We start from the raw sequence: 23,292 nt of genomic DNA on the forward strand, positions 1-23,292 counted from the left end.
GCATCAACGGCTCCCTGGAGTGCGACGGCAAGAACCCGGCGCAGGTCCAGAGCCGCGTCGACGCCTACCAGCGCTTCACGCAGATCCTCGGCGTCAGCCCCGGCAGCAACCTCTACTGCTGACGCCCCCTGTGCCAGAGGCGTGTGCGAGACTCCGCCGATGACCTCGGAGACGATCACCGCGCACGCCGCGGGCACCTGGAAACTCGGCGACCTGTCCGTGCGCCGCGTCGGCTTCGGCGCGATGCGGCTGACGGGCAGCGCCGCCTTCCACCACGGGACGCCCAGCGACCGGGGGCGCTCGATCGCCGTACTGCGCAAGGCGGTTGAACTGGGTGTCGACCACATCGACACGGCCGCCTTCTACTTCTCCGCCCTGCGCGCGGCCAACGAACTCATCAACAGCGCACTGGCGCCGTACCCCGACGACCTGGTCATCGCGACGAAGGTCGGCCCGTTCCGCGACTGCACGGGGGAGTGGGGCACCTCGGCCCGCCCCGACCAGCTGCGCGGCCACGTCGAGGAGAACCTGCGCCAGCTCGGCCGCGACCACCTGGACGTCGTCTACCTGCGCCGCATGCGGCAGGACTCCATCGCCGAGCACTTCGGCGCCCTGGCCCAACTGCGCGAGGCCGGACTGATCCGGCACCTCGGCATCTCCGCCGTGGAGCCACGCCACCTCGCCGAGGCGCAGGCCATCGCGCCTGTGGTCAGTGTGCAGAACCGGTACGCGCTCGACCGGCCCGACCCCGAGGCCGACGAACTCCTGCGCCTGTGCGGCGAGCAGGGCATCGCCTTCGTGCCGTTCTACGCCGTCGCGGGCGACACCGGGGAGCGGGGCGCGACCGGCGCCCACGACGACGAAGTGCTCGCCGTGGCGCGGGCGCACGGGGCAAGCCCCGCCCAGGTGCGTATCGCCTGGACCCTGCACCAGGGCCCGCACGTCGTCGCCATCCCCGGCACCGGCAACCCCGACCACCTCGCCGAGAACGTGGCCGCGGGAGCCCTCCGCCTCACCGACGACGAGCTGGCCCGGCTCAACGCGGCGCGACAGCAGACCGGTTGAGCCGCGGCCGGCGCGGCATTGCTCAGCCGGCGAAGCCGGTCACCGGATAGTGGTCGGAGAGGTTCGTGTACGTGTAGTCGGTGCCCCAGCTCGACACCGTCCAGGGCGCGCTCTGCTCCTTGACGACGTCGTTCTTCCAGACGGTGGGACGGGCGTGGCCCGCGCGGTGCAGGACGTAGTCCAGGTCCTCGCGCGGGTCGTCGGGGTAGCGGTCGAGGGCTATGGAGTTCTCCGCCGTGTCGAAGGAGTACGGGTGCCCGGTCCGTGCGTCGGCCCCGACCAGCCCTCCGTCGGCGAGCATCGAGCCGTACTCGGACGTGTGCGAGTCGACGTTCATGTCACCGGCGACCAGAACCTGCTCGCTCGCGGGGATGTTCTTCGCGTCCAGGAACGCGTCGATCGCCTTGAACTGCCGGCTGCGCATCGCGGCGGCCTCACCGGCGTCGCAGCCCGGGTCGGTCGACTGCGCGTGCGTGCCCACGACGTGCACCTTGGCGCCGTTCACGTTCAGCACCACGTACGCGAAGCCCTTGTTGGACCACCAGTCCGACCCGCACGCGTCCTTGTAGACATACTGCTCCTTGCGCAGCACCGGCCACTTGCTGAGGACCGTGACCCCGCCGTCCTCGGGCGTGGTCGCCGAGTACGCGCCACCGGTCGCGTCCCAGCCGCTCTTGCTGCGCCCGACCACAGGCGTCTGGTACGGGTAGCGGTCGGCGAGGGAGCTCTTCAGCGCGTCCGAGGAGGAGTTGTCGAACATCTCCTGGAACACCACCACGTCGTTGCCCTGCACGAACGGCGCCTTGGCGATCTCGGCGGCCCTGTGGTCCTGGCCCCAGTTCGGGTACAGGGTCTTGCTGAAGAGGAAGACGTTGTAGGACAGCACCTTGAGCGGCGGCGCCTGCTCGGCGGCCGACGCGGCGGGCGCCGAGCCCGCAAGACCGGCACCGGCGAGCGAGAGCGCGAGCACGACCGAGCCCTGTGCGCGGCGGTGTGCGGAGAGCGTCACTGGATCTCCCTGTGGTTGAAGGGGGTTGCGTGGCGCCGCACATCAAACCATCAGGAGTTACTCTCAGGTAACACTTGTGCGGGAAATGGATGGCGTAGGGACGTACGCGCGAAACTTGTTCAGACAAGCCACATTCCGTTTCGCATGAGATGCCGCTGTGGCAGTTCATGCTGCTCGTGCCACGCCTGCACCGCGCACGGCCGCACTCGGTAATAGGCATACGTCGCGGAGTCGTTCCGCGGATCCCAGCCCGTTTTCGCACGGAACGCCTCGGCAGCCGCGGCCGGCACCTCGTCGATGTCATAGACCTCCACCTCGCCGTCGATGAGCACGACGTCCCGGGTGTCCCCGAAGGTGAGCCGGGTCCGACGGCCGGTGCGGAGGTTGCGCCCGGTGGGGTTGCCGGGGCGGGTGGCCATCCAGAGCGCCTCGCCGTCCCAGACGAACCACAGGGCGACCAGACACGGCACCCCGTCACCGTCCGCCGACGCCACCCAGATGTCCGTCTCCCGTTCCAGTCGCTCCAGAACGTCCTGCTTGCGGCGCTCGGGGCTGCGCGCCCCCTCCATGATCGTCATTCCCGCAACGCTAGCCGCCGACCGCCTGCCGCACCTCGGGCGGCGGGCGTAGGACTGCGGTCCCGGCCGGGACTGGCGCGGGCTACGTTTTACGTATAACCTCTCCCGTCAATCGCACCTCCAGGAAGGTCCCGATGAGACACATCGCCCTGGTCACCCTCGTCGTCGACGACTACGACGAGGCGATCCGCTTCTACACCGAAGCCCTCGGCTTCCGGCTGGCCGAGGACACCACGCGTCCGGACGGCTCCCGCTGGGTCGTCGTGGCCGCGGGCGACCGGGGCACCGCACTGCTGCTGGCCCGCGCCAAGGGTGACGAGCAGCGGGCCCGGGTCGGCGACCAGACCGGCGGGCGCGTCGGGTTCTTCCTGCACACCGACGACTTCGCCCGCGACCACGCCCGCATGCTCGCCGCGGGCGTGACCTTCCTGGAGGAGCCCCGGCACGAGTCCTACGGCTCGGTCGCCGTCTTCCAGGACCTGTACGGCAACCGCTGGGACCTGCTCCAGCCCGCCGGCTGATCCGCCTCCCGGCCCGGCTCCCGGCTGATCCGCCTCCCGGCCCGGCTCCCGGCTGATCCCCCTCCCGCCCGCCGCTTCGAACCGCCCCGCTCAAGGAAAGACTCCGCCATGACTGCTACGCGCGTAGACGCCGACGTGATCCGTCGCCTCCCCAAGGCCGTACTGCACGACCACCTCGACGGCGGCCTGCGCCCCGCCACCGTGGTGGAGCTCGCTGAGGCGGTCGGCCACACCCTGCCCACCACCGACCCGGACGAGCTCGCCGCCTGGTACTTCGAGGCCGCGAACTCCGGCGACCTGGTCCGCTACATCGCCACCTTCGAGCACACCCTCGCCGTGATGCAGTCCCGCGAGGGCCTGCTGCGCACGGCCGAGGAGTACGTCCTCGACCTGGCCGCGGACGGCGTCGTCTACGGCGAGGTGCGCTATGCCCCCGAGCTGAACACCAACGGCGGGCTGACCCTGGCCGAGGTCGTCGAGACCGTCCAGGAGGGTCTCGCGGCGGGCATGGCCAAGGCCGCGGCCGCCGGCACGCCGGTGCGCGTCGGCACCCTGCTGTGCGGGATGCGGATGTTCGACCGGGTGCGCGAGGCGGCCGACCTGGCCGTTGCCTTCCGGGACGCCGGTGTCGTCGGCTTCGACATCGCCGGTGCCGAGGCCGGTTTCCCCGCCGCCGACCACGTCGACGCTTTCGAGCACCTGCGCCGCGAGAGCGTGCCCTTCACCATCCACGCCGGTGAGGCGGACGGCCTGTCCAGCATCCACCAGGCCCTCCAGGTGTGCGGCGCCCAGCGCATCGGGCACGGCGTGCGCATCACCGACGACATCGTGGAAGGCAAGCTCGGCCGCCTCGCCGGCTGGGTGCGTGACCGCCGTGTCGCGCTGGAGATGTGCCCGACCTCCAACCTCCAGACCGGCGCGGCCACGTCCATAGCCGAGCACCCGATCACCGCGCTGAAGGACCTCGGCTTCCGCGTCACCCTCAACACCGACAACCGTCTGGTGTCCGGTACGACGATGACGCGCGAGATGTCCCTGCTGGTCGAGCAGGCCGGGTGGACGGTCGAGGACCTGCGCACGGTCACCGTGAACGCCCTGAAGAGCGCGTTCATCCCGTTCGACGAGCGCAAGGCCCTCATCGAGGACGTCGTGCTGCCGGGTTACGCGGCCGAGCTGTGAGCCGTTTCGCGCTCTAGGACACCAGTCCGCGGACGTAGGCGGCCTGTCCGACGTGCTGGAGATCGTCGGACAGGACGCTGACCAGCCGTGCGCCCAGGCTCACCGGTGGATCCCAGCGCTCGTCCACGATGCGCTCCAGATCCTTGGCGGCCACCTCCCGCAGCGCCCCCAGGGTCTGGGCGTGCACGGCGTCGTAGTAGCCGGTCAGCAGGTCACCGGAGTCGACCCGAACCTTGGCGACCTTCGCCGAGGTGTGGCCGTAGCCGGTGTCGTGGCGGGGCAGGTCGAGCCCGAAGGTCTTCTGGAAGTCCTGGGTCAGCCACACCTGGTCGAGGCCGAAGGCGTCGGCGATGTGGTCGTCCTGGACCCGGGTGAGATGCCAGATCAGCCAGGCGACGGAGTTGGCGTCGCGGGAGGGGCGGGCGTGCAGGGCGTCGGGGTCGAGGCCCTCGACGGCGGCGTGGACTTCTTCCTGGATGCGGTTGTACCCGTCGATGAGGATGTCCTTCGCATGCATGGCTCCACCATCGCGCACCCGTCCGTCATCCGCCCCCTGTTTCCAGCAGCGCCATGAGCGCCCGGGCCGCGGGGCTGGTGGCCTGCGCGGGCGGCAGCAGGGCGACCGTCTCGTAGACGGTCTCGCCGGTGCCCTTCACGGGCAGTGCCGTCAGGGAGCGCCGCTTGTCCCGGAAGTGCCGGGGCACGACGGCGATGCCGAGGTCCTCGTCCACCAGGTCAAGGAGGCTGTGCACGTCGTTGACCTCCAGGGCGACGGTCCGCCGTACGCCCGCGGCGGCGAAGACGGCGTCCGTGGTGCGGCGCGGCCCCCAGTCCGGGTGGAAGTCGACGAAGACCTCGCCGCCCAGCTCCTCCGGAGTCACGGCGGCGCCGGCGGTGGCGAGCCGGTGGCTCGGATGGCACAGGACGGTCATCGGTTCGCCGGTCAGCGGTACGACCCGCAACTGGTCGGTGTCCTCCTGCGCGGTCCGTACGGCGAAGGCCAGATCCAGGCGTCCGGCCGCCACCTCCTCCGCGAGCGCGCCCGAGCCCGCCTGCCGCAGACAGATCTCCACGTCCGGATGCGCCCGCCGGAAGGCGGCCAGCAGCCCCGCCACATGCACCCCGGCGATGCACTGCTCGGACCCGAGCGCCAGCATCCCGCGCAGTACGCCCTGCACCGCCGCCACCGCCTCGTGGGCGGCCCGCACCTGCGCCAGGATCCGTTCCGCCTCGCACAGCAGCGCCCGGCCGGCCGGGGTGAGGGTCACCCGGCGGGTCGTCCGCACGAACAGGGGTGTCTGCAACTCCCGTTCCAGGGCGCGGATCGAGGCCGACAGGCCCGACTGGGACACCAGGAGGCGCTCGGCCGCCCGGGTGAAGTGCTGGTCCTCGGCGACCGCCACGAAATGCTGGAGATGGCGCAGTTCCATGATTGAGCAGCGTAGCCGCTGAATCCCATCTGATTTACCTGTTGGACCACTGCCAGCAGGTCACGACAGAGTGGAGGGCGACTGGAACACCGGTTCCCCGGAGCCGTCCTCCCTGTGCCAACCCCTCTGGAGTCGCGTTGTACACCGCACACACCGACCGCTACGCGGACATGCCCTACCGGCGCACCGGCCGCAGCGGACTCAAGCTCCCCGCGCTGTCCCTCGGCCTGTGGCACAACTTCGGCCCGGCGGACCGCTCGGTCGAGCACCAGCGGGCCATCCTGCGCCGCGCCTTCGACCTCGGCGTCACCCACTTCGACCTGGCCAACAACTACGGCCCGCCGCCCGGCGCGGCCGAGTCGGCGTTCGGCGAGGCGCTGAAGGCGGACTTCGCGCCGTACCGGGACGAGATGATCATCTCCACCAAGGCCGGCTATCTGATGTGGCCCGGCCCGTACGGCGAGTGGGGCTCGCGCAAGTACATGCTGTCCTCGCTCGACCAGAGCCTGAAGCGGCTGGGCCTGGACTACGTCGACATCTTCTACTCGCACCGCCCCGACCCGGAGACTCCGCTGGAGGAGACGATGGGCGCCCTGCACTCGGCGGTGCAGCAGGGCAAGGCGCTGTACGTCGGCGTCTCCAACTACTCGGCGGAGCAGACCCGCGAGGCCGCCCGCATCCTGGGCGAGCTGGGCACGCCGCTGCTCATCCACCAGCCGGCCTACTCGATGCTGAACCGCCGCCCCGAGGACGAGGGACTCCTCGACGCCCTCGACGAGCTCCAGGTCGGCTCGATCGTCTTCTCCCCGCTGGCGCAGGGCCAGCTGACCTCCCGCTACCTCGACGGCATTCCAAAGGACTCGCGGGCGGCGAGCGGCAGCCCGTTCCTGAACGCCGACGCGATCACCGACGAGCTGCTGGGCAAGCTCCGGGCCCTCGACGAGATCGCCAAGTCCCGCAGCCAGACCCTGGCCCAGCTGGCCCTGGCCTGGGTCCTGCGCGGCGGCCGGGTGACGTCCGCGCTGGTCGGTGCGAGCAGCGCGCAGCAGATCGAGGACAGCGTCGCGGCCACCCGCAACCTGGACTTCGACGCGGACGAGCTGGCTCGCATCGAGGCGATCCTCAAGCCGTAAGGCTGATCCTCAAGCCGTAAGGCGTTCGCTGACCTCCCAGAGGCGGGCCGCCGCCTCTGGGTCCACGGCGTACGGCAGCACGCCCGGTGTCTCCGCTCCGGCGCGCCACTCGGCCTCGTCGGCCTCGGTCACCAGCGGGCTGACGTCGCTGTTCTCGCAGTAGACCCCGCCCAGTCCGGTCAGCTGCGGGCTGGTGGCGCACCAGACGCTGGTGGCGGCTCCCTGCTCAACCGTCTTCAGCTGGCGGGAGGGGTCCCGTACCGGGCGCCCGTGCTCGTCGAGGGCGCCGGCCGCCCGGACCACCTCCGCGGAGACGTGCTTGGCGAGGCCGGTCTCGATGATCGTGCCCGGGTGCACGGCGAAGGCCCGCACCCCCTGGTCCCGCCCGCGACGGTCCAGTTCCACGGCGAAGAGTGCGTTGGCCGTCTTGGACTGGCCGTAGGCGGTGAACGGCTCGTAGGGCCGGTGCTCGAAGTGCAGGTCGTCGAAGTCGACGTTGCCGAAGCGGATGCCCCGCGAGGACACGGCCACGACCCGCGCCCCGTCGGCCGCGACCAGCGCGGGCCACAGCCGGGCGACCAGCTGGAAGTGCCCCAGGTGGTTGGTGGCGAACTGTGCCTCGTACCCGCGTGCGTCCCGGGTCAGCGGGGTCGCCATGATCCCGGCGCTGTTGACCATGATGTGCAGCGGACGCCCGGAGGCCAGGAACTTCTCGGCGAACGCGTCGATCGACGCCGGGTCCAGCAGGTCCAGGTACTCGACCTCGGCCCCGGGCACGTCCTGCAGCGCGGCCCGTGCCCGCTCCAGGTCCCGCGCCGGTACGACGACCTCGGCGTCGGCGGAGCGCAGCACCCGGGCCGTCTCCACCCCGATGCCGGAGTAGCCGCCGGTGACGATCGCCACCTTGCCGGTCAGGTCGACCCCTTTGATCACCTCCTCGGCGGTGGACGCGGCGCCGAAGCCGGAGGGCAGGGGGTGCCGTGCGGTGGTCATGGTGCGTATCTCCTCGATGTGAGCCGACCAGACCACCGTAGGTTCGCGTATCCGTACGATGAATGCGTGAGAATCCGCATTACTTGCGTGATAGTTCGAGCATGACCACAGATCCGCTGTCCGAGGCCCTCGCAGTCGCCGATGCCCGCAGCGTGCTCTCCGGCGGCTTCACCGCCGGCGGCACCTGGGCGATCCGGCTGCGCGGGCGCGACAAGCTGAAGGTGATCGCCGTGGTGCGGGGCGGCTGTCTGCTGGTCCGCGAGGACGGCGGCGAGCCGCTGAAGTTGTCCGAGGGGGACGTGGTGGTCTCCGACGGGCGCCGGCCGTACGTCCTGTGCAGCGCGCTCGGCGTCGAACCACTGGACTCCGCCGACGTCACGGTGGACCCCGTCACCTTTTCCGCCCGGCTCGGTGAGGGCACGGACGAGGAGGTCTCCTGCGTCTCCGGGCACATCGACCTGAGCCGGGACAGCGGTGAACTGCTGCGCCGGGCGCTGCCGGAGCTGATCCACGTACGGTCCGACGTGACCGAGGCTTCGGCGCTGCGCTGGCTGATAGGGCAGCTGGCCGAGGAGATGAAGACGCGCCGGGCCGGTGTCGAGTTCGCCTCCGACCAGCTGGCCCAGCTGATGTTCGTGCAGGTGCTGCGGGTCTGCCTCGTCGAGTCCGAGGGGCTGCCGCCGGGCTGGCTGCGGGCCCTGGCCGACGAGCGGCTCGCCCCGGCCCTGCGCCTGATGCACGGCGATCCGGGCCACCCCTGGCAGCTGGAGGACCTCGCCCGGGCGGCCGCGATGTCCCGGACCACCTTCGCCGTACGGTTCAAGGAGGCGGCCGGGGTGCCGCCCCTGACCTATCTGCTGAACTGGCGCATGAGCCTGGCCGCCCGTGCCCTCAGGCAGGACACCGCCCCGGTCGCGGCGCTCGCCCGGTCCGTCGGCTACACCTCCGAGAGCGCCTTCAGCAACGCCTTCAAGCGGGCGATGGGCGTCGCGCCCCGACGCTACCGTGAGGCGGCTAGGAGCTGATGCGTTCCTCCAGGCGCACGGTCACGGTGTCGCCCTCGGTCTTGCCGATGGCCTTGCGGATGTCGGCTTTCACGGGCAGCTTGTGCGTGCCGTCGCCCATGGCCATGAACGAACTGCGGAAGGGCTGCCCGTCGATCGTGCCGCGGACCTTGACGAGCCCGCGGGTGCCGAAGAACTCGACGCTGCTGGGCCAGACGAGATAGGTCCAGCCGCCCTCGCTCGGACTCTTGCGCAGGACGGCTGTGAACTCCTCGTCAAGCTTGGCGGTGGTGGTCATGGTGGTTCCTCCGCTCGCGGTGGTCATGTACTGAAGAGACCACCGCGAGCGCGCAAACTCATCGCGGACCTGTCGCGGAACTCACGCCCCGGCCGGCACCCGGTCCAGAAATCCGAGGACGGACAGGATCCGTCCCTCTGCGTCCAGCGTGATCACGTCGGACCCGGCGACCGGCGCCGCCCCGTCGACCTCGCTCACCAGCTCCCAGGAGAAGCGCGCCGTGTCGTGGTGGCCGTCGACGGAGCCGGTCTGCCGGAAGACGAAGCCGGGGAACTGCGCGTGCGCCGCCGCGACGACGGCCACGATCCCCTCGTAGCCCCGGACGTCCGCGAGCGGGTCGGTGTAGCCGCCCTGCGGGGACCACGCGATGGCGACAGCCCGGGCCAGCGCGTCTGACTCGCGGGTGTTCCAGGCCTCGAAGTACCGGGCGACGGCGGTCTCGTAGCGGTCGGTGGTCACGGGTGCGGACGCGGACATGGGCGATCAGCCTCCAACGAGGTCGTCACTGGTGGGAACCCGGATCCCGCTCGTGGTGACCCGGTACCGCAACGATGCCCGCGTGCGCCGGAAAGCTCGATTACTCCCGAGGTAATGCCCGGTCATGCACGGGGTTGACGTGTACCCGCCGTATTTCGGCCAATACCGGCTGTGAATATGCCAGGAGACTGGCCGGAAAGTCATGGTGACAGTGTTTCAGTAGTGAACATACTCAACTACGAGGGTGCCTCACATGGGGCGACGGCATCCTTACGCACCGCTCATGAGCCGCAGGGGAAGAGAGGTCCGCCGACAGGCGAACACGGCAACACGGGGGAGGTCACGTGCACGACGAGTTCCTTTGCCATGTCACTGCATACGGCGTCTGCGGCGGCCGACGCATCGGTGTACCTCTGGGAACCTACCGGGCACCCACCCTGGCCCTCGCGCTGTGGTGGTTACGTGACCGGGCCTCCTGGATCGCCGAGCGATTAGACCCGCGACCGGACGCCGTGCACTTCCCCGCGAGTGCGCTCGTCCCGGTCGCGGACAATGTGCCCGACGTGCCGGCCGTGCTCCGCGCATGGTGCGGCGACGACGATCAACAGGACCTGGTGGCCGACGAGTTGGCGGCCGGTCGGCTGGTGCGGATCGCCCTCAGTGACGAGACCACCGAGTACGAACTGCTCGCCGAGTCGATCGACGCCCTGCGGATGCAGCGGACCGTCCCGGCGCTGGTCGTCCCCGTCGCCTGAACCCCCGCCGCTGAAGGAACTCGCCCCGAGCGCAGGCGGACGCCGTGAGCGCAGGCGGCACATACATGGGCAGATCGATAGAATCCTGACATGGCGGAGCGGCCGGTCGCACCGACTGCGCCCGTACTGGTCCTGGAGACCGAGTCGGGCTCCACCGTGATGACCCCCGGCCGTGACTACCACGTCGGACGCGACCCGCTCAGCGACATCGTCATCGACGACGCCCGCGTCTCCTGGCACCACGCGGTACTGCGGCCCGACGCCGACCACTGGACCCTCGCGGACGAGAACAGCACGAACGGCACCTACACCGAAGGCCACCGCATCCGCGAGTGGGACGTAGGACCCGGCACCGTCATCCGCTTCGGCAACCCGTCCGACGGCCCCCGCGCGGTGCTGCTGGACCGCCCGGGCCGGCCCGCCGCGCAGGAACGCCCCTCGGCGGTCTCCATGCCCGCACTCACCGGCACCTTCCGCCGGCCCACCTCCGTCCGGCCCCTTCCCACCCGCGCCGTGCGCATCGGCCGCGCCGCCGACAACGACCTGGTCATCGACGACCTGGTCGTCTCCCGCCACCACGCCGAGCTGCACGCCCTGCCCGACGGGACGTACGAGATCGCCGACCTGGGCAGCCACAACCGCACCTACCTCAACGGCAGTCCGGTCACCACCGCCCCGATCGGCCCCGGCGACATCGTCGGCATCGGTCACTCCGCGTTCTGCCTGGTCGGGGACCAGCTGCAGGAGTACGTCGACACCGGCGAGGTCTCCCTGGAGGTGCAGGACCTCGCGGTCGCCGTCGACCACGGCCGCAAGACGCTCCTCGACGACGTCTCCTTCCCGGTGGGGGAGAAGTGCCTGCTCGCCGTCGTCGGCCCGAGCGGCGCCGGGAAGTCCACGCTGCTGGGCGCCCTCACCGGCCAGCGCCCCGCCGACCACGGCACCGTTCTCTACGACGGCCGCGACCTCTACCGCGACTACGCCGAGCTGCGCCAGCGCATCGGCCTGGTCCCGCAGGACGACATCCTGCACGCGCAACTCACCGTCCGCAGCGCCTTGTCCTACGCCGCCGAGCTGCGCTTCCCCCAGGACACCGCCAAGGCCGAGCGCCGGGCCCGGGTCGACGAGGTCATCCACGAGCTGGGCCTGGAGCAGCGCGCCGGGCAGCCCGTGCACAGCCTCTCCGGAGGGCAGCGCAAGCGCGTGAGCGTCGCCCTGGAACTGCTGACCAAGCCGTCGCTGCTCTTCCTCGACGAACCGACCTCCGGGCTCGACCCCGGCATGGACCGCTCGGTGATGAACATGCTGCGCGGCCTGGCCGACGACGGCCGCACCGTCATCGTCGTCACCCACAGCGTGCTCAGCCTCGACATCTGCGACCGGCTCCTCGTCCTCGCCCCCGGCGGACGCATCGCCTATTACGGCCCGCCCGACGAGGCCCTGCTCTTCTTCGGGTTCGAGCACTGGCCGGAGGCCTTCGAGGCGTTCGAACGCGACCAGGAGCGGGACTGGGCGGGCGACTACCGCAGCTCGCTCTACCACCGGCAGTACATCTCCGACGCGACCGGACAGCCCCGGCAGCCCCGCACCGGCCCGGTCGTGATCGCCCGGCCGCCCCGGCCGCGCAGCCGCGGCGCCCAGCTCGGCACGCTGATCCGCCGCTACGCCACCGCGCTCGCCGCCGACCGCACCTTCCTCGCGATCATGATCGCCCTGCCGTTCGTGATGGGCGCGATGGCCCGGGCCCTGGCCGGCAGCAGGCTGACCCAGGAGACGGCGATGAACGCGCTGCTCATCCTGTGCGTCGGCGGCGTCCTGACGGGCGCGGCGAACGCCGTGCGCGAGCTCGTCAAGGAGCGCGTCATCTACCGGCGGGAGCGGGCGGTCGGCCTGTCCAGATCGGCGTACCTGATGTCCAAGGTGGTGGTCCTGGGGACGATCACCGTGCTCCAGGCGGTCGTACTGACCCTGGTCGCCCTGCTCGGCGTCGACCTCAACGCCCCCGGCGGCGAAGGCGTGCTGATGCCGCCGCTCGTCGAGATCACCGTCGCCGTCGCCCTGCTGGCCTTCACCGCGATGATGCTCGGCCTGGTCGTCTCCGCGCTGGTGCGCAAGGAAGAGGTGACGATGCCGCTGCTGGTGCTGCTCGCCATCGTCCAGGTCGTGTTCTGCGGAGCACTGCTCAAGCTCAACGGTGTACCCGGCCTCGAGCAGCTGTCCTGGGTCGTGCCGTCCCGATGGGCGCTCGGCGCGATGGCCGGCACCTTGGAGCTGTCCCGGCTCGTCCCCGGCGACCTGACCGGCGACCCGCTGTTCGAGCACTCGGCCGACGTGTGGCTGCTCAACGTGGCCATGCTCGTGGCGCTCTCCGCGGTCTTCGGCTACGTCGTCTCCCGGCTGCTGCGCCGCCGCGAACCCGTCGTCATGCGGAAGTAGGCGAGAGCCCATGGCGTCCCCCGGCTTCCGGCCCACCCACGTCGTCCCCCAGCACGGCATGCCCGCCTGGGAGGCGCCCGACCCCGCCCGGCCCACCGTCCCCCTCGACGCGTTCCTGCCGGTCCAGCTCGTCGAGCGGCAGGGCGACTGGGGGCACATCCTGTGCGCCAACGGCTGGTCGGCCTGGGTCGACGGCCGCCACCTGGTCGCCGTACCGCAGGACCCGCCCACCGCCGACGCCGGCCCGCTCACCCGTTCCGCCGACCCGCGGCCGCTGCTCGCCCGCGTCGAGCGGGTGCTGGCCGGCTACCGGTCCGCGGTCGAGGACCTCGCGGCCGGCGGCCTGGACGGCGCATCCTTCCGCGCCCGCACGTCGGGGCTGCGCATCGGCGTCGTCGTCGACGGGGAGTCCATGTGGCTCTACGACGCCGAGCACGGCCGTTGGGTCTACGCGGACGGCACCCGGCTGAGCACCTACGCCACGGACGACGGCCCCCGCGCCGCCACGGACCCCGGCCACGCCCCGACCCAGGTCGTGACACCCGATGGTCCGTGACACGAGCCTCTTCTCCGGCCGCCCCTCGGAGCTCATCGGCCGGGAGATCGCGGGCTACCGCATCGAGCGCGAGATCGGCCGGGGCGGCATGGCGGTCGTCTACCGCGCCCTCGACCTCCGCCTGGACCGGACCGTCGCTCTCAAGCTCCTCGCCCCCGAACTCTCACGCAACGACACCTTCCGCCGCCGCTTCACCCACGAGTCCCGGGCCGCAGCCGCGATCGACCATCCGCACATCGTGCCCGTCTTCGAGGCGGGCGAGACGGACGGCGTCCTGTACATCGCCATGCGCTACGTCTCCGGCAGCGACCTGCGCCATCTCCTCGACCGCCAGGGCCCGTTGCCGCCACCGACCGCCCTGCGCATCGCCGCCCAGGTCGCCTCCGCCCTCGACGCGGCGCACGATCACGGCCTGGTCCACCGGGACGTGAAGCCCGGCAACATCCTCGTCGCGCGCGGCACCGACAGCGATCACCCCGAGCACGTGTACCTCACGGACTTCGGCCTGACGAAGAAGTCGCTGTCCCTGACCGGCTTCACGACCGTCGGCCAGTTCGTCGGCACCCTCGACTACGTGGCCCCGGAGCAGATCTCGGGCAAGCCGGTCGACGCCCGCTGCGACGTCTACGGCTTCGCCTGCGTGGTCTACGAGTGCCTGGCGGGCCACCCGCCGCTGCGCCGCGACAACGACATGGCCCTGCTGTGGGCCCACCAGTACGACGAGCCACCGCCCCTGACCGAGGCGCGCCCGGACCTCGCCCCGGCCGTCGACGCCGTGTTCGCCAAGGCGCTGGCCAAGAGCCCCGACGACCGGCAGGACTCCTGCCTCGCCTTTGTCGCCGACCTGCGCGCCGCGGTCGCGGGCGGTGCGGCGCAGGGGCACGCGCCGACGGAGGTGGACCTGAGGGTCGTGGAGCGTGCGAAGGAGTCCGCGAAGGGCGAGCCGAAACCGCCGCCCCGCTGGGCCGAGCCGGTGTTCCGGCGGTGACCCGGGGCCGGTGCGGCCGCTCATCCTTCCACGCGCGCAGGCACCTCGCCCCTGTGCCGCACCCGCTTCGCCAGCAGCCCGCCGAGGAACCCGGTCACCAGCCCCCACAGCAGTGCCAGGCCGATCGCGCCCCACACCTCGGGCCGCAGGAACAACTCGCCGCCCAGATCCCCGCCGAGGTCCCCGATGCCCAGCACCGACAGGCCGTAGTGCGCGGACGTCCGGCCGACGAGGCAGATCATCAGTACCGTCAGCGCCAGCGCTACCGCCATGTGCACGGCGTGCTGCCAGGCGCGTATCCGGGCCGGTGAACGCCTCGCCATCACGAACGCGGCCGCCACCAGCACAACCGCGTCGACGGCGACCAGCCACCACACCCGGCCGTCGTGCTCGGCGAGCGTGCCCAGATTCAGCTCGGCCGCCTCGCGGCCGCGCAGCACCTCGTCGAGCACATGTGGCATGGGCAGCCCGAAAGGCCCGTCCACCCGCCCGTTCCAGGTCGCGCCGAGCCCGATCGTCAGGGCGAGCCACACCAGGTTCGGCAGACCGAGCAGGATCACCGCGAACGTCTCGGCCGCGTGCCCGCGCGTCGCCGCCACGACCAGGCCGATCACGACACCCAGCACGACGTACGCGAGCAGCAGCGCCACCATGGCGTACGCGGCCGGCCGCACCGACTCCTGGAAGCGCAGCAGCCGGCCCGGCAGCGGAGCCCCGCGCGAGACCAGCAGGGCCAGCACCAGCACGCCCGCCAGCCACAGCAGGCCGAAGAACAAGGTCGCCGGGACGTGGGTGGTGAAGCCGACCTCGGGCGAGATGCCGAACAGGTCGCCGAGGTCGCCGAGCGCGTCCTCCCCGAGGTCACGCAGGGACAGGGAGAACGTCTGGCTGGCGGCGAGGGACAGCGCCAGGAGAGCGACCAGCCACAGTACGGCGATCCTGGCGGCCCAGCCGGCCAGCTCCGCTGCGCCTGCGACCGCCCGGTGCCGCAGCGGTCGCAGGAAACCGGCGGCCAGGACGAGCGCGCCGGCGAGCGTGACGGACAGCGGGATCACGGTGAGCCCGGCGTCGGACTCGGCCAGCCCTCCGGCGTTCCCCGAGAGCTCGATCGTGCCGCCGACCGCCGTGACGACGGTCGCCGCGACGACGCGGGGAAAGGCGTTGTCCGGGAGGTCCGCGGCCCCGGCCGCCCACAGCCCGAGCGTGGCGACCACCCCCATCGCCACCAGCCCGGCCAGCACCGCGAGCAGGGCCTGCACCCAGCCATGGGCGGCGACGGCCGGACGGGAGCGGGGCAGCGCGTTCACCCTGCCACGCTAAGCAGCGCCCCGGCGCCGCGCCCGCCAGGAGGTCCGTCCGCGTCGGCTTGCGGGCGGCGCGGCACCGGAGCACAGAATGGGATCAACGCAGAGAAGTGACAAAGCGGACAACGTGACAAGGGTGCGTGGCGAAAGCACCGTCCATCACGCTGGGAAGAAGGCTTCGTGAGCGTCGAACCTCCGTCGTCCGGCCGCCCCACAGGACCGCCCTCGGGCCCCCTGTCGGGCCCCTCCCAGCCACCCTCCGGCCCGCCTTCGCAACCTCCGTCCTCCGGCGGCACCGGCGCACCCGGCCCCGAACCGCGCCGCCCCTGGTGGCGGTCCGTGCCCCGCATCGCCGCGATCGCCGGCGTGGTCGTGGCTGCCGTGGTTCTCGCGGTCGTCCTCTCCAGCGGCGACGGCGGCGGCGGAGGCAACGGCACCAGCGCGGACGGGGAGGTCTTCCTCCAGGCCGCCGGCAAGACGGGACCCGACCCGTTCACCGAGTCCACGGCCACGGACAACTCCGCCCCGCCCGCGACCCCCACACCGGCGACCGAGTCGGCACCCTCGAACGCGGTACGCGGGGTCGACGGCGGCGCGCCCGGTCTGTACGGCGGCAGCCGCAACGCCGCCGCATGCGACGTCGAGCAGCAGATCGAGTACCTCCAGGCGGCCCCGGACAGGAACCAGGCGTTCGCGTCGGTCGCTCACGTCGACGCGTCCGGCGTCCCCGCATATCTGCGCTCGCTCACCCCCGTCCAGCTGCGCATGGACACCCGTGTCACCAACCACGGCTACCGCGACGGCGCCGCCACGGGCTACCAGGCCGTCCTCCAGAGCGGCACGGCAGTCCTGGTCGACGACCGCGGGGTGCCCCGGGTGCGGTGCGCCTGCGGCAACCCCCTGACTCCGCCGGTCGCCCAACAGGGCACGCTCAAACGGACGGGAGACTCCTGGCCGTCGTACCGCTCCTCGAACGTCGTCGTGATCATGCCCTCGACGACCGTCGTCAAGGTCTTCGTCATCTTCGACGACGAGCGCGACGAGTGGATCGCCCGCGAGCGCGGTGACGACGGCGACAAGGACAAGAAGACGGACCGGCCGGTGCAGCCCTCCCCGTCGGTGAGCGTGTCGACGCCGAAGGCGCCGAGTTCCCCGTCCAGCCCGCCGACATCGAACCCGGAATCATCCACTCCGGAAACCTCGACGTCCGAACCCCCGACCACCGAGCCCGAGTCACCCGAGACCTCCGTGCCGCCGCCGGACGAGGACACAGCCACGACGTCCCAGTCGGCGCCCACGGAGGCGGCACCGCAGTCGCCGCCGCTGTGACGTACGGCGCGACCTGCACGGGGACTGCGCGGCGCCGCTCTGGGTAACAGGACTGGTGCAGCAGCGTCCGGCCGGGGCCGGCTTCCGAGAGAGAAACGCATGATCGAGCACGTGGACGGGGCAGTGATTCCGACTGGTTTCGACGTGCCCGTGGAACCGCTTCGGCGGGCGGCGCACTTCAGCGGTGAACAGGGATGCATCGCCGAGGCGCGGTCCTTCGCGGCGCTTTTCCTCGGGCGGCTCAGGACCGAGTGGTGCGCCACGATCGGGCAGCCGGCCGAGGACAAGGTGCTGTTGGTGGTCAGCGAGCTGGTCACCAACGCCGACCGGCACAGCAACGGCCCGTACATCCTGGATCTGGAGGGCACCGACGACGCGGTGACGGTCTGCGTGTACGACAGCAGTGCCGCGCTGCCCCGCCGCTACCCCAAGGATCCGCAGCGGGTCGGCGGGCACGGACTGGAGATCGTCCACGCGCTGGCCGCCGAGGTCGCCGTGGAACGGGTGCCGGTCGGCAAGCGGGTGCGGGCGGTGCTGCGGCTGGCTGACGAGTGACGGCTTGCCGGGAATCCGTGCCGGTTGACAGCCACGATTTCCCCCAGGGCAGAACGCCGGTCCCTTCCCCCGCCGCGCCACGCTCATAGGCTGGGAAAGTGAGCAAACAAGCGCCGAACGAAGCCCGCGTCATTCCCCTGCGCCCGCCCGCCGCCCGCCCGGGAACGACCCGCCCCGAGTCCGAACGCCCTGCCACCCCGGCACCCGCGCCCGCCGCCACACCGCCCGCCCCGGCACCTAGAGAACCCCTGTGGCGTGACCTCGTCGGCGACGTCCTGCGCCGTGAGCGCCTCGCTCAGGAACGCACCTTGAAGGACGTGGCCGACGCGGCCCGGATCTCCATGCCGTATCTCTCGGAGGTGGAGCGCGGCCGCAAGGAGGCCTCCTCGGAGGTCCTCGCGGCCGCCGCCCACGCCCTGGGACTCGGCCTCGCCGACCTGCTGTCGCAGGCACAGGGCGAGCTCGTGCGGCTCACCAGCCGCCGGGCCCCCACCGGCAGCCGCACCAGGGCCGGTTCACGCCACGACGGGATGTGCCTCGCGGCGTGAGGTCGTGCCGGCGCCTCAGACCCCCACCAGGCGCCGGCTCAGCACCTCGTCGGCCAGGCCGTAGGCCACGGCCTCCTCGGCGGTGAACACCTTGTCGCGGTCCATGTCCGCGCGCAGCGTCGTGATGTCGTGGTGCGTGTGCCGGGCCAGCACCTCCTCGACCTGCGAGCGGATCCGGACCATCTCCTTGGCCTGGAGGGCGAGATCGGACACCACGCCACGGCTGCCGCCGGAGGCGGGCTGACCGAGCAGCACCCGCGCGTGCTCCAGCACGAACCGCCGCCCCGGGTCCCCGCCGGCCAGCAGCACGGCCGCCGTGGACGCCGCCTGCCCGACGCAGAACGTGGAGATCGGCGCCTGCACGAACGTCATCGTGTCGTAGATCGCCATGAGCGAAGTGAACGAGCCGCCGGGGGAGTTGAGGTAGATCGCGATCTCGTTCTCCGGAGCCGAAGACTCCAGATGCAGCAGTTGCGCGATGACGACGTTGGCCACGCCGTCGTCGATCTCCGTGCCCAGGAAGATGATCCGCTCCGACAGCAGCCGGCTGAACACATCGGAGGACCGCTCGCCGTGCGCGGTCCGCTCGACGACGTACGGAATCGTGTAGTTCCCCATGTCACAGCCCCATCCGTCGCTTGGAGGCGGCCGGGCGGACATCCGCGAGGGACTCCACGACCTGGTCCACCATGCCGTACTCCCTGGCCTCCTCGGCCGTGAACCAGCGGTCGCGGTCACCGTCCCGGGAGATGGTCTCCGGGGACTGGCCGGTGTGCTCGGCGGTGATCCGCTCGATGGTCCTCTTCGTGAACTCCAGGTTCTCCGCCTGGATCTCGATGTCCGCGGTGGTGCCGCCGATGCCCGCCGACGGCTGGTGCATCATGATCCGCGCGTTCGGCAGCGCGAACCGCTTGCCCGCGCTGCCCACGCTCAGCAGGAACTGGCCCATGCTGGCGGCGAAGCCCATCGCGAGCGTCGCGACGTCGTTCGGGATCAGCCGCATCGTGTCGTAGATGGCCAGGCCCGCGTGCACGGAGCCGCCCGGGCTGTTGATGTACAGGCTGATGTCGGTGCGCGGGTCCTCCGCGGACAGGATCAGCAGTTGCGCGCAGACCCGGTTCGCGGAGACCTCGTCGACCTGGGTGCCCAGCAGGACGATGCGCTGGCCGAGGAGCTGGGCGGCCAGCTGGTCGTCGAAGCGGGTGGGCGCGGTGTCGCCCTCCTCCGCCCGCGGCGCGAGCGTGCTCAGTGGAGTCATCGGTTCTCCTCGTGGTCGCGGGGATGCCTTCGACTCCACTCTTGACCTCGGGCGACGCCGGAATGCGGATTCTCTGCCCGCGGCAGATTCGCTACCGGCAGAGCGGGCGTCAGCCCTTCTCGCGCACCTGCCGGAAGAACGCTCGTACGTCCCCGATGAGCAGGTCAGGCTCCTCCATCGCCGCGAAGTGCCCGCCGCGGTCGAACTCCGTCCAGCGCACGATGTTCTCCGTGCGCTCCGCCTTGTGCCGCAGGGGGATCTGCGGGTCCCCGGGGAAGGACGCCACCGCGGTCGGGGCCCTCGAGGGCTCGTGCTGTGCGGCCACCCGGTCACCCTTGGCATGAGCGCGCTCGTAATACACCCGGGCGGACGATCCCGCCGTGCCCGTCAGCCAGTACAGCATCACGTTGGTGAGCATCAGGTCCCGGTCGACGGCCTCCTCGGGCAGCTGCTCGGAGTCGGTCCACTCCTGGAACTTCTCGACGATCCAGGCGAGTTGGCCGACCGGGGAGTCGGTCAGGGCGTACGACAGGGTCTGCGGCCGTGTGGACTGCACGTGGAAGTAGCCGGTCCCTTCCCGGAACCACGAGGCCCAGCGCCGCCAGGAGGTGAGCGTCCGCTCCCGCTCCTCGGGGCTCAGCGTCGCCAGCTCCTGCGCGGTCGGCTCGGTGGACGCCTGCGCGCCGGGCAGGAGATTGAGGTGGATGCCGACAACCCGGTCGGGGTGCGCGCGGCCCAGCTCGCGGGAGATTCCCGCGCCCCAGTCGCCGCCCTGGGCGCCGAACCGCTCATAGCCGAGGCGTGTCATCAGCTCGACCCACGCGTCGGCGATCCGGCGGGCCTCCCAGCCGGTCTCCCGGGTGGGTCCGGAGAACCCGAACCCGGGAATGCTCGGCAGGACCACGTGGAAGGCGTCGGCGGGATCGCCGCCGTGCGCGGCCGGGTCCGTCAACGGACCGACGATGTCCCTGAATTCAACGATCGAACCCGGCCAGCCGTGCGTGACGATCAGCGGTGTGGCGTCCGGCTCGGGCGAGCGGATGTGCGCGAAGTGCACGTGCGCGCCGTCGATCTCGGTCGTGAACTGCGGCCACTCGTTCAGCCGCGCCTCCGCCGCCCGCCAGTCGTACTCGTGCCGCCAGTGCCGCACCAGCTCGCGCAGGTATTCCGTAGGCACCCCGTACGTCCATCCGACCCCGGGCAGCTCGTCGGGCCACCGGACGCGGTCCAGGCGGTCGTGCAGGTCGTCCAGGTCACTCTGCGGAATGTCGATGCGGAACGGATGGATGCCGTTGTCGGCGGGCGAAGGCGTCATGACGGCGATGCTAGTTCCGAACGGTGTAACGGCCACGTGGATCAGCCGGCCGTGCGACCGATGAGTTCCGGGACGAGGATCGGTCGGTACAGATGACAGCGTTCCGCACGCCCAGGAGGTATCCATGGCAACCGACGGATTCACCACGTGTCTCTGGTACGACGGCCAGGCCGAGGAGGCCGCCAACTTCTACGTCTCCGTGTTCAAGAACTCCGGCATCGGCAAGGTCGCGCGCTACCCCGAGGGCGCGATGCAGCCGGCCGGCTCCGTCATGACCGTCGAGTTCACGGCCAACGGCCACAAGTTCCTCGCACTCAACGGCGGCCCCCAGTTCAAGTTCACCGAGGCGACCTCCTTCATGATCTTCTGCGAGAACCAGGAGGAGATCGACTACTACTGGGAGAAGCTCACCGAGGGCGGCGGCGAGCCCGGCCCCTGCGGCTGGCTCAAGGACAGGTTCGGGCTGTCCTGGCAGGTCGTCCCGGACAGTCTCGACGCCATGGTCACCGACCCGGACCCGGCGAAGGCGGCCCGCGTGACCAAGGCCTTCATGGAGATGGGCAAGTTCGACATCGCCGCCCTGGAAAAGGCCTACGTCGGGTAGCAACGGCCCCCCGCATCAACCGACGGGGTGCGTGCCGATCACCCGGGTGACCTCCCGGGCGATCCGCAGGATCCCGGGCGAGCGGACCGGGCACGGCCTCGGCTTCGAGGTGGTGGGCGCCAGACAGAAGTGCAGGTAGTCGTCGTCTCGGTGCAGGGCGGTGCGGTCGCGGTCCGGCTGGGTGCAGTACTCGCCGTGCTCGCGCTCGTACGCCGTGCACGGCAGGTACTGGACCCAGGAATAGCGGGCCCCGGCCGCGCTCAGCGTCCTGCCCGCGTCGGCGAGCAGGTCGTCCGAGGCACCGGCCCGCAGCTCGTACAGGGCGTTGACGCGCCGGACCCGGTCGGGAGTGATCGGGTCCGGGCCCTGCAGCACCCAGACGATCCGTGTCTCACCGGCCGCGGCGATCTGGTCGCTGAGCCGCTTCAGGTCGGCCTCGTACCGCTTGAAGTACTTCCCGGGGGAGGCGTCGTGGGTGATCCCGTCCATGCACGGTGTGTAGCCCCACGCGTTCCCCCAGAACTGCAGCACCACGAAGTCCGGCCGCAGCCTGCGCACCAGGGCGGCCGCCTTGTCCGCCACCGGCACGAGGGACCGCTCGCCGGTGCCCTCCAGGTAGTCGCACAGGGTCGTTCCCGAATACGGGGCGCTCGTGTACGTCGCCCCCAGCTCGCGACGCAGCTCCTGCCCGAGCACGTCCTGCGCCTCCATGGCGAGCGAGTCGCCCAGGTACAGCACGGTGGGTGCCTTCGCAGGGGCGTTCTTGCCGGTGCCGGTGCCTGTGCTCGCGCTCGGTGAGGCCGGCGCCCGCTGCTGCGTGGTCACCGACGCCTGCGGTGCCTCCGGAGGCGGCGCCGCCTCCGGCTCGGACGCCGGATCGCCGCACGCGCCGAGCAGCACGACGGCCAGCACCAGCCCCACGATCCACGGCCTGCGCATACGGCAACTCCCGCCCCGGGCACCGAAAACGGTTCCCCAGGCAAGCACAGCCCGGCCCAAGGCGGAAGACGCGCGTCGGCCATGGCAACCCATGGCCGACGCGCGCCCGACGGTCGGTCAGACGCGGTCCGCCGCGATCAGCAGATACTGGAAACTGCCGTTGCGGTACGCCGTGAGGAACGTGTCCTCGATGCCCGTCACCAGGTGCTCGGCCTCAGCACGCAGCTCCCAGTAGGGGATGGTCGCCTCGGTGAGGTCCTCCACATGGACCGGGACGAGCCGGTTGCGGGCCATGGCGCGGAAGTACTCCGAGCGTGGATGGATGTCGCAGATGTAGTGGGCGTTGATCAGGGACACCTCGCGCGAGGCGCGCCCGTAGCTGTCGTTGTAGCAGCCGGTGATGGTCACGTAGCGGCCGCCGCGGCGCAGCAGCCGGGCGTGCTCGGCGAACAGCAGGTCGAGCTCGACGTACATGGTCGACTCGTTGTTCCAGGAGGCCGCGTACGCCCCGGTCTGCAGCCCGGTGTCCAGCATGTTGCGGTGGTGGTAGCGCACCCGGCCGTCGATGCCCCGCTTGCGGGCCTGGGCGTTCGCGAAGTCCGCCTGCTTCTGCGAGATGGTGACGCCGTCGGCGTGGCAGCCGTACCGCAGATGCGCCGTGACGCTGCCGCCGCCGCGCCCGCAGCCGGCGTCGAAGACGCGGTCGGCGGGGGAGAGGGGGCCGAGCCGCTCGGCGAGGAGTTCGGCCTGGGCGTGCTCCAGCCGGTGCAGTTCGGTGGTGATGCGTTCCCGCCGCAGGTCCGGGTCGGGTTCGTCGAGCACGGAGCGGTCGGCGGCGCCGATGCCGTAGTGATGGTGGTAGAGATCGTCGAGCTTTCCGAGTTCGAGGTTGACCGGGTTCTCCTCGGCGTTCCAGTAGTCCGCGACGCGGGTCTGGTACGTGGACTGGGTCGGCACCGATGCTGCCTTGGTGCCGGCGTCGGGGGCGATGGTCAACGGTGACTCCTCGTGCTGGTGC

27 protein-coding genes are annotated in these 23,292 nt (G+C 71.2%); 14 read left to right on the forward strand and 13 right to left on the reverse strand.

What is annotated here, in order from left to right; all coding sequences use genetic code 11:
* Together ACFY5C_RS38740 and ACFY5C_RS38745 are read left to right on the forward strand one after the other, a co-directional pair.
* Window positions 1-122 (forward strand): glycoside hydrolase family 19 protein (locus tag ACFY5C_RS38740; protein WP_389451659.1); only part of this gene is annotated, 122 nt, incomplete at its 5' end.
* A gap of 37 nt (window positions 123-159) precedes the next feature.
* Complete coding sequence (locus ACFY5C_RS38745; RefSeq protein ID WP_389454283.1) at window positions 160-1,065, forward strand: aldo/keto reductase; 906 nt, start codon at window positions 160-162, stop codon at window positions 1,063-1,065.
* A 22-nt stretch (window positions 1,066-1,087) separates the two neighbouring features.
* Here ACFY5C_RS38745 and sph read toward each other — a convergent pair whose 3' ends face one another.
* Both sph and ACFY5C_RS38755 read right to left on the reverse strand, forming a co-directional pair.
* Entirely contained in the window at window positions 1,088-2,074 is a 987-nt protein-coding gene (gene sph, locus ACFY5C_RS38750; protein WP_389454286.1) for a sphingomyelin phosphodiesterase, read from the reverse strand.
* A 119-nt stretch (window positions 2,075-2,193) separates the two neighbouring features.
* On the reverse strand, window positions 2,194-2,652 hold the full coding sequence (locus ACFY5C_RS38755) for a pyridoxamine 5'-phosphate oxidase family protein (RefSeq protein ID WP_389454289.1): 459 nt from the start codon (window positions 2,650-2,652) through the stop codon (window positions 2,194-2,196).
* A 134-nt stretch (window positions 2,653-2,786) separates the two neighbouring features.
* Between ACFY5C_RS38755 and ACFY5C_RS38760 the strand changes: the two genes are divergently transcribed.
* The gene (locus ACFY5C_RS38760; protein WP_389454292.1) at window positions 2,787-3,173 is read left to right on the forward strand and encodes a VOC family protein; all 387 of its coding nucleotides are present in this window, start codon (window positions 2,787-2,789) and stop codon (window positions 3,171-3,173) included.
* A 108-nt stretch (window positions 3,174-3,281) separates the two neighbouring features.
* Complete coding sequence (locus tag ACFY5C_RS38765; RefSeq protein WP_389454294.1) at window positions 3,282-4,352, forward strand: adenosine deaminase; 1,071 nt, start codon at window positions 3,282-3,284, stop codon at window positions 4,350-4,352.
* 13 nt (window positions 4,353-4,365) lie between these two features.
* Here ACFY5C_RS38765 and ACFY5C_RS38770 read toward each other — a convergent pair whose 3' ends face one another.
* Window positions 4,366-4,869, reverse strand: coding sequence for a DUF664 domain-containing protein (locus ACFY5C_RS38770; protein ID WP_389454297.1), 504 nt, complete (start codon window positions 4,867-4,869; stop codon window positions 4,366-4,368).
* A 25-nt stretch (window positions 4,870-4,894) separates the two neighbouring features.
* Window positions 4,895-5,782, reverse strand: coding sequence for a LysR substrate-binding domain-containing protein (locus ACFY5C_RS38775; protein WP_389454300.1), 888 nt, complete (start codon window positions 5,780-5,782; stop codon window positions 4,895-4,897).
* 137 nt (window positions 5,783-5,919) lie between these two features.
* Here ACFY5C_RS38775 and mgrA point away from each other — a divergent pair, with 137 nt between their 5' ends.
* A complete protein-coding gene (gene mgrA, locus ACFY5C_RS38780) occupies window positions 5,920-6,915 on the forward strand; it encodes an L-glyceraldehyde 3-phosphate reductase (RefSeq protein ID WP_389454303.1) in 996 nt (331 codons plus the stop codon).
* Window positions 6,916-6,924: 9 nt separating this feature from the next.
* Here the strand turns inward: mgrA and ACFY5C_RS38785 are convergent, their stop codons facing one another.
* Complete coding sequence (locus ACFY5C_RS38785) at window positions 6,925-7,908, reverse strand: oxidoreductase (protein ID WP_389454306.1); 984 nt, start codon at window positions 7,906-7,908, stop codon at window positions 6,925-6,927.
* Between the two features lie 101 nt (window positions 7,909-8,009).
* Between ACFY5C_RS38785 and ACFY5C_RS38790 the strand changes: the two genes are divergently transcribed.
* On the forward strand, window positions 8,010-8,933 hold the full coding sequence (locus ACFY5C_RS38790) for an AraC family transcriptional regulator (protein WP_389454309.1): 924 nt from the start codon (window positions 8,010-8,012) through the stop codon (window positions 8,931-8,933).
* On the opposite strand, the gene ACFY5C_RS38795 is transcribed toward ACFY5C_RS38790, so the two are convergent.
* Together ACFY5C_RS38795 and ACFY5C_RS38800 are read right to left on the reverse strand one after the other, a co-directional pair.
* Entirely contained in the window at window positions 8,923-9,210 is a 288-nt protein-coding gene (locus ACFY5C_RS38795) for a DUF1905 domain-containing protein (RefSeq protein ID WP_389454312.1), read from the reverse strand. The two genes, ACFY5C_RS38790 and ACFY5C_RS38795, sit on opposite strands and share 11 nt — an antisense overlap.
* 81 nt (window positions 9,211-9,291) lie before the next feature.
* The gene (locus tag ACFY5C_RS38800; RefSeq protein WP_389454315.1) at window positions 9,292-9,687 is read right to left on the reverse strand and encodes a nuclear transport factor 2 family protein; all 396 of its coding nucleotides are present in this window, start codon (window positions 9,685-9,687) and stop codon (window positions 9,292-9,294) included.
* Window positions 9,688-10,031: 344 nt separating this feature from the next.
* Here ACFY5C_RS38800 and ACFY5C_RS38805 point away from each other — a divergent pair, with 344 nt between their 5' ends.
* From ACFY5C_RS38805 to ACFY5C_RS38820, 4 genes are all read left to right on the forward strand, one after another.
* Window positions 10,032-10,442, forward strand: a complete 411-nt coding sequence (locus ACFY5C_RS38805) for a hypothetical protein (protein ID WP_389454318.1) — start codon at window positions 10,032-10,034, stop codon at window positions 10,440-10,442.
* Between the two features lie 90 nt (window positions 10,443-10,532).
* Complete coding sequence (locus ACFY5C_RS38810) at window positions 10,533-12,878, forward strand: FHA domain-containing protein (protein WP_389454321.1); 2,346 nt, start codon at window positions 10,533-10,535, stop codon at window positions 12,876-12,878.
* 10 nt (window positions 12,879-12,888) lie between these two features.
* Complete coding sequence (locus tag ACFY5C_RS38815; protein ID WP_389454323.1) at window positions 12,889-13,434, forward strand: hypothetical protein; 546 nt, start codon at window positions 12,889-12,891, stop codon at window positions 13,432-13,434.
* Window positions 13,424-14,422 (forward strand): serine/threonine-protein kinase, encoded by a 999-nt coding sequence (locus ACFY5C_RS38820; protein WP_389454326.1) that lies wholly within the window; start codon window positions 13,424-13,426, stop codon window positions 14,420-14,422. Before ACFY5C_RS38815 ends, ACFY5C_RS38820 begins: the two co-directional genes overlap by 11 nt.
* Before the next feature lie 20 nt (window positions 14,423-14,442).
* Here ACFY5C_RS38820 and ACFY5C_RS38825 read toward each other — a convergent pair whose 3' ends face one another.
* Window positions 14,443-15,642 (reverse strand): streptophobe family protein, encoded by a 1,200-nt coding sequence (locus tag ACFY5C_RS38825; RefSeq protein ID WP_389454497.1) that lies wholly within the window; start codon window positions 15,640-15,642, stop codon window positions 14,443-14,445.
* Between the two features lie 264 nt (window positions 15,643-15,906).
* On the opposite strand from ACFY5C_RS38825, the gene ACFY5C_RS38830 reads away from it, so the two are divergent.
* The 3 genes from ACFY5C_RS38830 (at window position 15,907) to ACFY5C_RS38840 (ending at window position 18,158) form a co-directional block, all read left to right on the forward strand.
* Entirely contained in the window at window positions 15,907-17,055 is a 1,149-nt protein-coding gene (locus ACFY5C_RS38830; protein ID WP_389454329.1) for a DUF6777 domain-containing protein, read from the forward strand.
* Between the two features lie 99 nt (window positions 17,056-17,154).
* The gene (locus ACFY5C_RS38835) at window positions 17,155-17,610 is read left to right on the forward strand and encodes an ATP-binding protein (RefSeq protein WP_389454332.1); all 456 of its coding nucleotides are present in this window, start codon (window positions 17,155-17,157) and stop codon (window positions 17,608-17,610) included.
* Window positions 17,611-17,708: 98 nt separating this feature from the next.
* Window positions 17,709-18,158 (forward strand): helix-turn-helix domain-containing protein, encoded by a 450-nt coding sequence (locus ACFY5C_RS38840; protein ID WP_389454335.1) that lies wholly within the window; start codon window positions 17,709-17,711, stop codon window positions 18,156-18,158.
* Between the two features lie 15 nt (window positions 18,159-18,173).
* Here ACFY5C_RS38840 and ACFY5C_RS38845 read toward each other — a convergent pair whose 3' ends face one another.
* From ACFY5C_RS38845 to ACFY5C_RS38855, 3 genes are all read right to left on the reverse strand, one after another.
* On the reverse strand, window positions 18,174-18,776 hold the full coding sequence (locus tag ACFY5C_RS38845) for a ClpP family protease (protein ID WP_369269084.1): 603 nt from the start codon (window positions 18,774-18,776) through the stop codon (window positions 18,174-18,176).
* Between the two features lies 1 nt (window position 18,777).
* Window positions 18,778-19,416, reverse strand: a complete 639-nt coding sequence (locus tag ACFY5C_RS38850; protein ID WP_389454338.1) for an ATP-dependent Clp protease proteolytic subunit — start codon at window positions 19,414-19,416, stop codon at window positions 18,778-18,780.
* A 109-nt stretch (window positions 19,417-19,525) separates the two neighbouring features.
* Window positions 19,526-20,731 carry an epoxide hydrolase family protein gene (locus tag ACFY5C_RS38855; RefSeq protein WP_389454341.1) on the reverse strand — a complete coding sequence of 402 codons (1,206 nt, stop codon included), beginning with the start codon at window positions 20,729-20,731 and terminating at the stop codon, window positions 19,526-19,528.
* A 124-nt stretch (window positions 20,732-20,855) separates the two neighbouring features.
* Between ACFY5C_RS38855 and ACFY5C_RS38860 the strand changes: the two genes are divergently transcribed.
* A complete protein-coding gene (locus ACFY5C_RS38860; RefSeq protein WP_362389205.1) occupies window positions 20,856-21,335 on the forward strand; it encodes a VOC family protein in 480 nt (159 codons plus the stop codon).
* A gap of 15 nt (window positions 21,336-21,350) precedes the next feature.
* On the opposite strand, the gene ACFY5C_RS38865 is transcribed toward ACFY5C_RS38860, so the two are convergent.
* Complete coding sequence (locus tag ACFY5C_RS38865; RefSeq protein ID WP_389454344.1) at window positions 21,351-22,274, reverse strand: SGNH/GDSL hydrolase family protein; 924 nt, start codon at window positions 22,272-22,274, stop codon at window positions 21,351-21,353.
* Between the two features lie 117 nt (window positions 22,275-22,391).
* The gene (locus tag ACFY5C_RS38870) at window positions 22,392-23,270 is read right to left on the reverse strand and encodes a geranyl diphosphate 2-C-methyltransferase (RefSeq protein WP_389454347.1); all 879 of its coding nucleotides are present in this window, start codon (window positions 23,268-23,270) and stop codon (window positions 22,392-22,394) included.
* Window positions 23,271-23,292 lie beyond the last annotated feature (22 nt).

This window comes from Streptomyces sp. NPDC012935, assembly GCF_042900345.1.
Classification (GTDB): domain Bacteria; phylum Actinomycetota; class Actinomycetes; order Streptomycetales; family Streptomycetaceae; genus Streptomyces.